The organism is Sphingomonas cavernae (assembly GCF_003590775.1).
Taxonomy (GTDB): domain Bacteria; phylum Pseudomonadota; class Alphaproteobacteria; order Sphingomonadales; family Sphingomonadaceae; genus Sphingobium_A; species Sphingobium_A cavernae.
This window is the reverse complement of the sequence record NZ_QYUM01000003.1, coordinates 1230869-1242632: the sequence shown is the minus strand read 5'-3', so window position 1 is coordinate 1242632 and position 11764 is coordinate 1230869. Positions and strand designations below refer to the sequence as shown.

The following is an 11764-nucleotide window of genomic DNA, read 5'->3' as shown; positions in this document are numbered from 1 at the left end:
CTCCGCGCGGGAAAAACATGGGCGCGCGGAGACGCGGAGGCGCGGAGGACATGCGCCCCGCCCGATCGCTTGCGCCGCTTGCCAAAGACACCATCATGCCGGCATTCGCCGGCCAGACGAGGCTGTGATGACCGAGCCCATTTACAAGACCGACGCCCTCATTGCCGAGGACATCGACGCCTATCTCGTCCAGCACCAGAACAAGTCGCTGTTGCGCTTCATCACCTGCGGCTCGGTCGACGACGGCAAGTCGACGCTGATCGGGCGGCTGCTCTACGATTCGAAGATGATCTTCGAGGATCAGCTCGCAGCGCTCGAGGCGGACTCGAAGCGCGTGGGCACGCAGGGTCAGGAGATCGACTTCGCGCTGCTCGTCGACGGGCTCGCCGCGGAGCGCGAGCAGGGCATCACGATCGACGTCGCCTACCGCTTCTTCGCGACCGAAAAGCGCAAGTTCATCGTCGCCGACACGCCGGGGCATGAACAGTATACGCGCAACATGGTCACCGGCGCCTCGACCGCCGACCTTGCGGTCATCCTGATCGATGCGCGCAAGGGCGTGCTGACGCAGACGCGGCGCCATTCCTACCTCGCGCACCTCATCGGCATCCGCAACATCGTGCTCGCGGTCAACAAGATGGATCTGGTCGATTATGATCTCGCGATCTTCGACGCGATCGTGAAGGATTACCGCGAGTTCGCCGACAGCATCGGCATCGAGAGCTTCACCGCGATCCCGATCTCGGGCTTCAAGGGCGACAACATCACCACCACGCCCTCGCCCAACACCCCCTGGTACAAGGGCCCCGCGCTGATCGCGCATCTCGAGAGCGTCGAGATCGACAATGTCTCCGATCAGGCAAAGCCCTTCCGCATGCCCGTCCAGTGGGTCAACCGGCCCAATCTCGACTTTCGCGGTTTTTCGGGTCTGATCGCGAGCGGCAGCGTCAAGCCCGGCGACGCGATCCGCGTGCTGCCCTCGGGCAAGACCTCGACGATCAGCAAGGTCGTGACGATGCCAGGAAAAGCCGGCCCGGCAAGCGGGACCGGTGGCGATGGCGATCTCGACGAGGCGGTCGCGGGCCAGTCGGTCACGCTCACGCTTGCCGATGAGGTCGATTGCTCGCGCGGCGATGTCATCGCCGTCGCGGACAATCCGCCCGAGGCGTCGAGCCAGTTCGAGGCGACGATCGTCTGGATGGACGATGCGGCGCTGCATGTCGGGCGCTCCTATTGGCTCAAGCTCGGCACCCAGATGGTGTCGGCGACGGTCCATGCGCCCAAATACACCGTCAACGTCAACACGATGGAGCATCTCGCCGCCAAGACGCTCGAATTGAACGCGATCGGCGTCGCCGAGATCGCCACCGACCGCGCGATCGTCTTCGAGCCCTATGCCGACAACCGCACGCTGGGCGGCTTCATCCTGATCGACAAGATCAGCAACCGCACCGTGGGTGCGGGCATGCTCAACTTCTCGCTCCGCCGCGCGCAGAATGTCCACTGGCAGCCGACCGACATCACGCGCCAGGAACATGCGCGGCTCAAGAACCAGACGCCGCGCGTGCTGTGGTTCACCGGGCTTTCGGGCTCGGGCAAGTCGACCATCGCCAATGAGGTCGAAAAGAGCCTCAACCTGATGAACCGCCACACCTTCCTGCTCGACGGCGACAATGTCCGCCACGGGCTCAACAAGGATCTCGGCTTCACCGAGGCCGACCGCATCGAGAATATCCGCCGCGTCGGCGAGGTCGCCAGATTGATGGCCGATGCCGGGCTGATCGTGCTCACCGCCTTCATCTCGCCTTTCCGCGCCGAACGCGAGCTGGTCCGTGCGATGCTCCCCGAGGGCGAGTTCATCGAGATCTTCGTCGACACCCCGCTCAACGTCGCCGAGGCGCGCGACGTCAAGGGCCTCTACAAAAAGGCGCGCTCGGGCCAGCTCAAGAACTTCACCGGCATCGACAGCCCCTATGAGCCTCCCGAGCACCCCGAAATCCGCGTCAACACCGTCGAGATGACCCCCGAACAAGCCGCCGAACACATCATCCGCAAAATCATGCCCCTCAAATGAACGCGGATATGAACGACGCCGATCTTGCCGCGCATCTGGCGCATGTCGCAGGCCGCCTGCTGCTCGAGGTGCGGGAAAGCGGTCTGTTCAGCGCCAGGGCGCTGGGCAAGGCTGGCGATCAGACCGCCAACCAGTTCCTCTGCCATGCGATCCGTGAACAGCGGCCCGAGGACGGCCTGCTCTCCGAGGAGAGCCAGTGCGACGGCACACGGCTTGCCAGATCGCGCGTGTGGATCATCGATCCCGTCGACGGCACACGCGAATATGGCGAGGGGCGCACCGACTGGGCGGTGCATGTCGCGCTTGCGATCGACGGCGTGGCCACGGTCGGCGCGGTCGCGCTGCCGGGGCTCGATCTGGTGTTGCGCAGCGACGCGCCTGCGGCGCTGCCTGCGGGCGCCACGACCCCGCGCATGGTGGTCAGCCGCACGCGGCCCGCTGCGGAAGCCGTCGCGGTAGCTGAGGCACTCGGCGCCGAACTGGTTCCGATGGGCTCTGCGGGCGCAAAGGCAATGGCGATCGTGCGCGGAGAGGCCGACATCTACCTCCACACCGGCGGACAATATGAGTGGGACAGTTGCGCGCCCGTCGCAGTCGCCGCCGCGCACGGCCTGCACGTCAGCCGCGCCGATGGCCGTCCGCTGATCTACAACCAGCAGGACAGCTATATGCCCGACCTGCTCATCTGCCGGCCCGAATGGGCCGAGCCAGTGCTGACGATCATGCGCGAGCAGCCCGCCGTTGCCTGACGCGCGCAGACGATAAAAAGAAGCTAGAAAGAGGAACGATGACGATGGCGCTTGAGACCAGTGCCCTGCTGGCGGCCGCACGCGAACAGACCGGGCTCTCCGATCTGGGCGATGACGGCATCCTTGAGGGGCTCGACGTCCTCGTCGACAGCATCAACCGCGAGGCGAAGCTGACCGAGGCGGGGGCGTCACGCTGGGAGGGGATGATCGTTGCCACGCTCGCCAACCGCCTGAGTGTCGAGGACTGGCTCGCCAGCCACCCCGATCTGCTCGAACGCCCCGTCGAAAAGCCGCTGTTCGTCTTCGGCCTGCCGCGCACGGGCACGACGCTTACCATCAACCTGCTCAACGCCGATCCTGCGCGCCGCTGCTTCCTGCGCTGGGAAGCCTTCAACTCGGCCCCGCCCGCAGCCGCGGGCGAGCTCAGCAGCGATCCGCGCTATGTCGCCGAGCAGGAGCGGCTCAACATGTCGCTCAAATATGCGCCGCATATCTCGGCGATCCATCATGAGGATGCCGACAGCCCGACCGAATGCCAGTTCGCGATGTCCCCGTCCTTCTGCGCCCAATATTATGACTCGGTGCTGCACATCCCGAGCTATCGGGAATGGTTCTTCAACACCAGCTATCTGCCCGCCTTCCGCTATCACAAGCGGTTGCTCCAGCTTCTTCAGGCGAACAATGGCGGTCGCTGGACGCTGAAGAACCCCTGGCATCCGCTGTTCCTCGACGACATGACCAGCGTCTATCCCGACGCGCAGCTCGCGATGACGCACCGCGACCCCGCCGATGTCGTCGGTTCGGCCTGCAGCCTCGTCTACAATGTCCGCAAGATGTTCAGCGCGGAGGTCGACCCGGTGGAGGTCGGCAAGGGCCTTGTCCAGACCTTCGACCTGATGATCGAGCGGATGCTCGCCCATCGCGAGAAGCACGGGCAGGATTCGATCCACGACATCCAGTATGAGGATCAGGTGCGCGATCCGATCGGCGAGATGCGCAAGCTCTATGCGCGGTTCGACGAGCCTTTTGCCGCCGAAGCCGAAACCGCGATGAACGCGTTCCTTGCCAGCAACCCGCAGGGCAAGCATGGCAAGCACAGCTACGCGCTCGAGGATTACGGCCTGACGCGCGAAGGCGTGCATGCCCATTTCAATGATTATTGCGAACGCTTCGGCATTAGCTGCAGGCGCTGATCGCGTTAGCCCTTGCTGGCCATCGCGAAGCTGTAGCGCAGATGGTCGATATGGCCTGAGGGCACGGGCGAGAAGATCAACCGCTGATCGGTGTTGCGGATCGCCTCGATCTGTTCGGACACCTGTTCGATCGTCCAGCCCGGTTGATAGATGCCGGGCGTCTCCGCCGCATAGGCGCGCGCCACGCGGCCCGCAGCGGCGATCAGCAATTCGCCCGTCACCGCACAGCTTTCGTGAGCCAGATAGCCCACCGCGGGCGCCACGAGTTCGGGATCCATCGGCGGGAAGGCGCTGGTGTCGACGCCTTCGGACATTCGCGTCACCGCCGCCGGGATGATGCAGTTGCTCTTGACGCCTTCCGCCGCGCCTTCGATCGCCGCAACATTGGAGAGCGCGATCAGGCCCGCCTTGGCCACGCTGTAATTGGCGACATTGGCGTTGCCGTAGAGGCCGTTGATCGAGGAGGTCATGACGATACGGCCATAGCCCGCCGCGCACATGCGCGGGAACGCGGGACGCACGACATGAAAGCCGCCGCGGAGGTGGACGTCGAGGACGCTCTCGAAATCCTCACAGGACAGCTCCTTCAACGATCCGCGCCGAACGATGCCTGCATTGTGGATAAGGATGTCGATGCGGCCGAAACTGTCGAGCGCCGCGTCGACGATAGACTTGCCGCCCTCGGGCGTTGCGACGCTGTCGGTGGAGGCAATCGCCTCACCGCCCGCCGCCCTGATTTCCTGCACCACCTCTTCGGCGGGGCCGGCATCGACGCCGTCGCCCTTCATGCTGACGCCGGGATCGTTGACGACCACCTTCGCGCCGCGCGATGCGAGCAGCAGCGCATAGGCGCGCCCCAGTCCCCTGCCCGCGCCGGTGATGACGGCGACCCGATCGTCAAATCTCAATTCAGCCATCAGGCGATCCTCTCAAACTATGTTGGCCCGAACGGCATCAGCCGACGACCTGTGCAGCGCGCAATGCCTCGATCTGGCCGGGCGTAAGCCCGAGTATCTCTTCCAGTATCTCGCCCGTGTGCTGGCCGAGCACGGGCGGCGCGTCGGGCACCGGCTGCGTGTCCCCCGGAAACTTGATCGAGCGGTTCACGATCGGGATCTTTCCCAGCACCTTGTGCTCGGTCTCCACCACCATCTCACGCGCAATCGCCTGTGGTTGCGACAGCGCCTCCATCACGCCCAATATCGGCGCGTGTGGCACCTGATGTTCGGCGAGCAGCGCAGCAAGCTCTTCGACGGTCCGCTGACTGGTGAATTCCGAGATCATCGCGTTGATCGCCGCGCGATTGTCGCGCCGCTTCTCGATCGTGTCGAAGCGGGGATCATCCGTACGCTCGGGCATCCCAAGCGCCGCGCAGATGCGTCCCCAGAAACTGTTGGTCAGGCAGGCGATGACGATCGAGCCGTCGCTGGCGGGGAATATGCCATAGGGCACCAGATTGGGGTGCTGCGATCCCTGCGGCCTGGGGTCTTCGCCGGTGAAGAAAGCGAGTTGCGCCAGATAGCCGAGCATTCCGATCAACCCGTCCATCAGGCTGACATCGATCAGGCGCCCACGCCCCGTGACGCTGCGCTCATAGAGCGCCGCGAGGATGCCCATCGGACCGTTGATCCCGCCGACGAGATCGCCCAGTGGAATACCGAGTTTCGACGGTAACGCGCCGGGTTCGCCATTGACGCTGAGCGCGCCCGACATCGCCTGAAGCACGATGTCAAACGACGGGCGGTCCTTCAGCGGCCCGGTCATCCCGAAACCCGAAATCGCGCAGTAGATCAGCCGCGGGTTGAGCGCCGAGAGCGTCTCATAGCCAAGGCCGAGGCGGTCCATCACGCCCGACCGGTAGTTCTCGGTCAGTATGTCGCATTTGGCCGCCAGATCCCTGGCGAGCGCGACGCCCGCCTCGGTCTTGAGGTCGATGACGATGCTCTTCTTGCCGCGGTTGATGCTCAGGAAATAATGGCTCTCTCCATCCCGCATCGGCGGGAAGGTGCGCGTTTCGTCACCTGTCCCCGGCGGCTCGACCTTGATGATCTCCGCACCAAGGTCGGCGAGCGCCAGCGATGCGGCGGGGCCGGCCAGCACGCGGGTGAAATCGAGAACGCGGACCCCCGAAAGAGGGCCGCCCCAGCCAGAAGTTGCACTGTCAGTCATAAGCGATGCGACCGGGTGTATGGCGCGCGGACGGCATTCTCAATGCCATTGGCCGTCAACATCGCCCTTGCGTAAAATGACGATCCCGGCCGCGCCCCTGAGGACACGACCGGGACAGATGATCAGCCGAGGAGCAATCAGTTGCCCGAGCGGCTCGGCAGTTCGGCGATCGACGTGCCGAATGCGGAAACCTCGCCGCGGTGCGTTTCGGCGGTCTGCTGGATCTCGACATAATGCTTGCCGTTTTCCACGAACTTGCGCGTCACGGTGCCGTCGATGAAGATCACGTCGCCGTCGGGATTGTGGCGGCGGATCTGGCACTTGCTCTTGTGCAGGAAGCCGTCGTCACCAATCCAGTTAGTGATGTGGTGGGTGAGCCACGAGCAGCGCTCCGGACCGTAGTCATAGGCGCCGGGCGCACCGACCTCGAGCGCGAACGCCTCGTCCCAGTGCACGCGCTCGGGGCAATCGGGCACGTTGAAGCGGTTCTTGATGCCCAGGCCCGGATGCGCCTGCTGCATCTTGTACGCCAGCTTGTTGGCGCGGATGTAGAGCCCGCCCCAGCCTTGCGCGTAGCAGATGAAGCCGGTGACGGTCATCGGCCCCTTCATCATGCGCGGCAGTTGCTCGCCCTCCTTGACGTCCTCCCAATAACGCGGCGTGGCGCCACGGACTTCCTCATTGGCATAGAGCTTCGACCATTCGGCGAGTTGCTCGTCGGTGAAGGGTTCGACCTTGCCCTTGACGTCGGTGTACTTGCTGCCGCGCTCGCGCGCTTCGTCGCGGTCGGTGCGGAACACCCAGCTATCGCCTTCCGCGACCAGATCGCCATTCTGGTTGTAGAAATCGACATGGTAGATCTGCTGGAAGCTCCGGCCGGCAAACTTGGTCTGGTGTTCGACCAGATCCTTCAGGTGCGCTTCGGTCTTGATCGTGTCGTTGCGCAGCACGGGCTTGTGCCAGGTCCAGTCGGCACCCGCCCACATCGCGTGAACGCCCGAAAGTCCGCCGCAATAGCCCGAGATCAGCCGGCTGGTGGTGAACAGGAAGCTCGGCAGCGCGACGATCGAACCATATTTCGTCTTCGCGGCATATTCGGGATCGCACCACAGCGGATTGTCGTCGCCGATGCCGTGGGCATAGTGGCGGATCGCATCGCGGCTCGCTTCGTAGTTCCACGGCTCCACCGTGTTCTCGATCTTCACGCCAATGCGCTTGCGCAGGTCGTCGAGACCTTCTTCGGTGATCTTGGGAAACTTGTTGGTCGGTTTTTCGAGCACTGTTGCCATTGTTCTTCTCCTGAAATTCAGTTGACGAGCGCCGCCGCGGCGGCGGCTTCGCGATCGCGCAGGACCTTGCGGTGAACCTTGCCCGCAGGCGTCTTGGGGAGTTCACCCACAAATTCGACGAGACGCGGGAATTCGTGCTGCGCCAGCCGCTCCCGCGTGAAATTCTGCAATTCGGTGACGAACGCGTCGCTTGGGGCACGATCGCTGACGACGAAGGCCTTCACCACGAGTCCGCGCGTCGCATCGGGCACGCCGATGACTGCGCACTCCTTGACGTCGGCGTGCTTGAGCATCGTGTTTTCGATCTCGACCGCGCTCATCGTCCAGCCGGCGGAGATGATGACGTCGTCGGCGCGGCCGCAATGATAGAAATATCCGTCCTCGTCGATCTTCGCGAGGTCCTTGGTCGTCTCCCAGCGGTCGCGACGCCACAGCATCAGCTCGCCGATCACGCCGGGCACAGAGGGCGCGCCGTCGGGGTTCTGGACCTGAAGCGTCTGGCCCGGAACGGCCTTGCCCAGCGAGCCCGGCTTCACCTCGTGATCATCCGCGCCTGGATAGTTGACCAGCACCACGCCGATCTCGGTGGTGCCGTACATGCTGCACGCGGGCACGCGGAAGGTCTCGTCGATGAAGTCCAGCGTCGCCGGATCGATCGGCTCGCCGGTGTAGGAAAGCTTCCTGATCGAGAAGGTGAAATCCCCCGCCTTCCCGGAATTCTTCATCATCCGGTAGTGCGTGGCCGCCGCCGACATGTTGGTGATCCTGTAGTCCTGCAGCGCCTTCATCAGCCGCACAGGATCGAAGCGACCGGCAAAGGTTCCGGTCGTCACGCCTAATCCGAGCGGCGCGAGCGTGCCGTGCCACAGCCCATGCCCCCATGCGGGCGAGGACGGGCAGAAGAACTCGTCCCCGGGCCGGATACCCGTGCCGTAAAGCGCCGCGAACATCAGCGTCACCAGCGCGCGGTGCGTGTGTTTCACCGCTTCGGGCAATTCGCGCGTCGTGCCCGATGTGTACTGGAACACCGCGAGGTCATTCGCCCTGGTCCTGGGCGCGTAGGACGCGGGATATTTCGCGATCTCGTCGAGCAACCCATCGTCGGCGACGATCACCCGCGGCCCCTCCACCGAACGCGCCAGATCGGCCTTCTCTGCATTGGTGATGAGAATGCTCGGCTTGCAGTCGTCGACGCGCAGGCGCAGCGCATCGGGACCGAACAGCGTGAACAGCGGCACTGAAATCGCGCCCGTCTGCATCGCGCCGAACAGGCACACATAGAAGGGCAGCGACGGTTCGAGCATGAAGGCGATGCGTTCACCCGGCTGAATGCCGTTGGCATCGAGCCAATGCGCGAAGCGCGCGGCGCCGGCAGAGATTTCATCGAAGCTCAGTATCTCGTCGCGACCATCGGCATGCGCGATCCGCACTGCCGCTCGACCCGAACCATCGGCATGTCGCGTAATGCACTCATGCGCGATGTTGAGGCGTTCCCTGTCGCCCTCGAACAGCTCCCACAGCGCCGGCGAATTGGCATACGCCTGGGCGTCTTCATAGCGCGTGTAGTCGGTCAGCTTCGCCATCAGTCCACCAGTTCCGTTCTACCCGCTGAACACAGACTCGCGCGTTCGCCGGGAACAGACAAGGCAATGTCACAGATGCCTTGTTGTTGTAAATATAGAGTGCTATTCAATATATAGAACAACCAAGTCATCGTCACAGGGATGCGAGGCAATTCAATCATGACCCGGCAGCAACACGCCGCATCGACCGATCAGGACCTCGCCAGGACGGTGAAGCGCAGCAAGGCCCCCGCCATTTCGCGCGCGGCGGCCGTGCTTCGGCTGCTCGGCAAAAGCGAGAACCCGCTCGGCGTTCAGGCGATCGCGCGGGAATTGGGCCTTGTGCCAAGCACTTGCCTCTATGTGCTGAGAGCGCTTGCGGACGAGGAGCTTGTCTCCTTCGATCCCGATACCAAGCGCTACGCGCTTGAAGCCGGCGTGCTCACGCTCGCCCGGCAATGGCTCAGGCGCAACCAGTTCAACGATCTTGCCCAGCCGTTGCTGGACCGCCTCGCCCAGACATTCGGCGCGACCATGCTCGGCGTGCAGACCATGGGGCTCGACCACATGATCGTGGTGGCGATCTCTCAATCGGGGCAGAGCTTCCAGTTGAGCACGCAGATCGGCAGCCGCTTCCCCGCACTCATCAGCGCAACCGGACGCTGCATCGCGGCCTTTGGCGACTATTCCGAAGCCGAACTGGAAGCGCGCTTCAGCACGCTGCGTTGGGACGAGCCCCCGACATTCGCGGAATGGAAGCAACAGGTGAGCCTCGCACGCACCCAAGGATTTGCGGTCGATCAGGGCAATTACATCTCGGGCGTCACCGTCGTCTCGGCGCCCGTGTGGAAGGCGCGTGGCAAGCCCAGCCACGCGCTCGTCGCCACCGGCATCGGCAGCGCATTGAAGCGCAGCGGCCTGCCCGAATTGCAGGATGGCCTTGTATCGGCGGCGCGATCGCTGTCCAACCAGCTCTGCGGCGACGTCTCCGCGGACTGGACATAGCGCGCATTCCTGGGGACTATAGGTGCCTGATTGGGAGGCCGCTATGAGTGATAACAGCAGCGCAGTGATCGCCGAAGCACGGCGTGACTGGAAGACCGACCATCTCGGCATGTATCTGGATTCGGGCGGCGCCGAAGGTCATATCGTCGATGTCAGCGATATCGGCGGGCACAAGTTCACAACAACGCTGCTGCTCAAATATGTCGGCCGCAAGAGCGGCAAGACGATGATCACGCCGCTCATCTATGGCGACATCGACGGCGAGGTCGTGATCGTCGCGTCCAAAGGCGGCGCCGACCACCATCCCGCATGGTATCTCAACATCCGCGAAAGCAAGGAACTGGAGTTCCAGATTGCGACGCAAGCCTTCCGCGCCACCTGGCGCGAGCCAGCCGAGACCGAGCGTCAGAAGATTTGGGATTTCATGGAAGGCGTCTTCCCGCCCTACAAAGGCTATCAGGCATTCACCGAACGCCAGATCCCGCTCGTGATGCTGTCGGCAATCGGGACGGTAGAGCGCTTCGGCAGTTGATCGGCGGGTTGTCGTGGAAAGTAGACTCTCAAATTAGTCGAGCAGCCCGGCTCTTCTGAGTTGTTCGCGACCATCGAAGTCGGCCGGTGGTCGCCCCTCGGACCACCATTTTGCGCCCGAAGCAAGCCAGCGGGAGCGTAGCTGCGTAGGGCTGATCGTAGCGTCGTCGTATCCGAACTGCGTGCCACAGGAGGGGCAAATCTCCTGATACCACGTCTCTTCGTCATCATCATATGACGGAAGCTTCTCGTCGCGATAGCCGCAAACAGGACATTGGAACCCTTCACTCATGGCGTCAGTAGCGACGACAAATGTCGGGTCGTCAAGTCCGTAATTGGGTCGAAAACGGTCAATAAACCGCTGTCCTACACGTCCCCGTTCTGTCACGGCTCGGTCGGCTGTTAGGTGACACTTCTATTTAGAGTAGACGGGAATAACCGGGATCGAGCGGGGAAAGCCCATCTCTGGTGGGAACATCGGCGGAAATCGTGGGATTTCGAGAGCCTCTCCGGGAAAAGCATGCGGCGGGCCTTTGTCTAGAGTGTCGGGCGATTTAGACAGCCCTGTGACAAGATCATTCGGAGAGGCCGGCCGGTGAGCGGAGGCGGTCTTAGAAACGTCTCAGCGGCGGAAAACCACCATCTAAGACGCTTCGATGCGGGCCCAGGCACATAGATTTATGTGGGCCGCGCCCATGGGAAAGTGGGCCGATATCGGAGAACGCCGCATTTCGAGGTCCCACTTAGGAAAATCAGCGGAAATCCCGACCTCAGAGCGGGCCAAGCCGAAAAGTTGAACCACAGGCGCTGCCCGCAAGTGGGACCTATTTTCAGTGCTGCTGATCCCACTCGCGATTCGCTTTCCAGCCGGGAATCACACTACCGATTGGCGGCTCACAGCCGGCGCCCCAGCCTCGATGCATCCGGCCGACCACTCGCCGAACGCCCAGCACCAGGTATATGCCGTTGATCAATCGGGTCAGATTGGCCGAGCGCCAACGCTCGGGGTTCTCGAGTTCTTTCCAGAACTCATCGAAGCAACTGCGATCAGCGCAGTCATTGGCGAGCCATGCAAGCGCGAATGCTATACCAGCATTTTTTTTCCACGGGCGCACTGGAGCCGCGATTGACGGCGTCTTCCAAGACAGCGAACGCCTTGTGTCGCAACTGATCGTCATCGAAGCGATGATAG

At 63.2% G+C, this 11764-nt stretch carries 10 protein-coding genes; 5 read left to right on the top strand and 5 right to left on the bottom strand.

The genetic code is table 11. The features are described from left to right. The first annotated feature begins 127 nt into the window (after nucleotides 1-127). Genes cysN through D3876_RS13590 form a run of 3 tightly spaced genes read left to right on the top strand, consistent with a single transcriptional unit; the run spans nucleotide 128 to nucleotide 4016 of the window. On the top strand, nucleotides 128-2074 hold the full coding sequence (cysN, locus tag D3876_RS13600) for a sulfate adenylyltransferase subunit CysN (protein ID WP_119762998.1): 1947 nt from the start codon (nucleotides 128-130) through the stop codon (nucleotides 2072-2074). A gap of 8 nt (nucleotides 2075-2082) precedes the next feature. After that, nucleotides 2083-2823: a 3'(2'),5'-bisphosphate nucleotidase CysQ gene (locus tag D3876_RS13595; RefSeq protein ID WP_119763874.1), complete on the top strand. Its 741-nt coding sequence runs from the start codon at nucleotides 2083-2085 to the stop codon at nucleotides 2821-2823. A 38-nt stretch (nucleotides 2824-2861) separates the two neighbouring features. Then, the gene (locus tag D3876_RS13590) at nucleotides 2862-4016 is read left to right on the top strand and encodes a sulfotransferase family protein (RefSeq protein WP_119762996.1); all 1155 of its coding nucleotides are present in this window, start codon (nucleotides 2862-2864) and stop codon (nucleotides 4014-4016) included. A gap of 5 nt (nucleotides 4017-4021) precedes the next feature. Here the strand turns inward: D3876_RS13590 and D3876_RS13585 are convergent, their stop codons facing one another. From D3876_RS13585 to D3876_RS13570, 4 genes are all read right to left on the bottom strand, one after another. Further along, on the bottom strand, nucleotides 4022-4933 hold the full coding sequence (locus D3876_RS13585) for an SDR family NAD(P)-dependent oxidoreductase (protein ID WP_119762994.1): 912 nt from the start codon (nucleotides 4931-4933) through the stop codon (nucleotides 4022-4024). A gap of 37 nt (nucleotides 4934-4970) precedes the next feature. After that, a complete protein-coding gene (locus D3876_RS13580) occupies nucleotides 4971-6185 on the bottom strand; it encodes a CaiB/BaiF CoA transferase family protein (RefSeq protein WP_119762992.1) in 1215 nt (404 codons plus the stop codon). Nucleotides 6186-6322: 137 nt separating this feature from the next. Next, nucleotides 6323-7474, bottom strand: coding sequence for an FAS1-like dehydratase domain-containing protein (locus tag D3876_RS13575; RefSeq protein ID WP_119762990.1), 1152 nt, complete (start codon nucleotides 7472-7474; stop codon nucleotides 6323-6325). 17 nt (nucleotides 7475-7491) lie between these two features. Further along, nucleotides 7492-9057 carry an acetate--CoA ligase gene (locus D3876_RS13570; RefSeq protein ID WP_119762988.1) on the bottom strand — a complete coding sequence of 522 codons (1566 nt, stop codon included), beginning with the start codon at nucleotides 9055-9057 and terminating at the stop codon, nucleotides 7492-7494. Nucleotides 9058-9216: 159 nt separating this feature from the next. Between D3876_RS13570 and D3876_RS13565 the strand changes: the two genes are divergently transcribed. Beyond that, the gene (locus tag D3876_RS13565) at nucleotides 9217-10041 is read left to right on the top strand and encodes an IclR family transcriptional regulator (RefSeq protein ID WP_119763872.1); all 825 of its coding nucleotides are present in this window, start codon (nucleotides 9217-9219) and stop codon (nucleotides 10039-10041) included. A 43-nt stretch (nucleotides 10042-10084) separates the two neighbouring features. Next, nucleotides 10085-10573, top strand: coding sequence for a nitroreductase/quinone reductase family protein (locus D3876_RS13560; RefSeq protein ID WP_119762986.1), 489 nt, complete (start codon nucleotides 10085-10087; stop codon nucleotides 10571-10573). 829 nt (nucleotides 10574-11402) lie between these two features. On the opposite strand, the gene D3876_RS20265 is transcribed toward D3876_RS13560, so the two are convergent. Continuing rightward, nucleotides 11403-11750 carry a hypothetical protein gene (locus D3876_RS20265; RefSeq protein WP_147417663.1) on the bottom strand — a complete coding sequence of 116 codons (348 nt, stop codon included), beginning with the start codon at nucleotides 11748-11750 and terminating at the stop codon, nucleotides 11403-11405. Between the last annotated feature and the right edge of the window lie 14 nt (nucleotides 11751-11764).

Excerpts from the sequence above, each read along its gene's own strand:
- D3876_RS13565 (WP_119763872.1), top strand. The coding sequence starts at position 9,217 with ATGACCCGGCAGCAACACGCCGCATCGACCGATCAGGACCTCGCCAGG.
- D3876_RS13585 (WP_119762994.1), bottom strand. The coding sequence starts at position 4,933 with ATGGCTGAATTGAGATTTGACGATCGGGTCGCCGTCATCACCGGCGCG.
- D3876_RS20265 (WP_147417663.1), bottom strand. The coding sequence starts at position 11,750 with ATGACGATCAGTTGCGACACAAGGCGTTCGCTGTCTTGGAAGACGCCG.
- D3876_RS13595 (WP_119763874.1), top strand. The coding sequence starts at position 2,083 with ATGAACGACGCCGATCTTGCCGCGCATCTGGCGCATGTCGCAGGCCGC.
- D3876_RS13575 (WP_119762990.1), bottom strand. The coding sequence starts at position 7,474 with ATGGCAACAGTGCTCGAAAAACCGACCAACAAGTTTCCCAAGATCACC.
- cysN (WP_119762998.1), top strand. The coding sequence starts at position 128 with ATGACCGAGCCCATTTACAAGACCGACGCCCTCATTGCCGAGGACATC.
- D3876_RS13590 (WP_119762996.1), top strand. The coding sequence starts at position 2,862 with ATGACGATGGCGCTTGAGACCAGTGCCCTGCTGGCGGCCGCACGCGAA.
- D3876_RS13560 (WP_119762986.1), top strand. The coding sequence starts at position 10,085 with ATGAGTGATAACAGCAGCGCAGTGATCGCCGAAGCACGGCGTGACTGG.
- D3876_RS13580 (WP_119762992.1), bottom strand. The coding sequence starts at position 6,185 with ATGACTGACAGTGCAACTTCTGGCTGGGGCGGCCCTCTTTCGGGGGTC.
- D3876_RS13570 (WP_119762988.1), bottom strand. The coding sequence starts at position 9,057 with ATGGCGAAGCTGACCGACTACACGCGCTATGAAGACGCCCAGGCGTAT.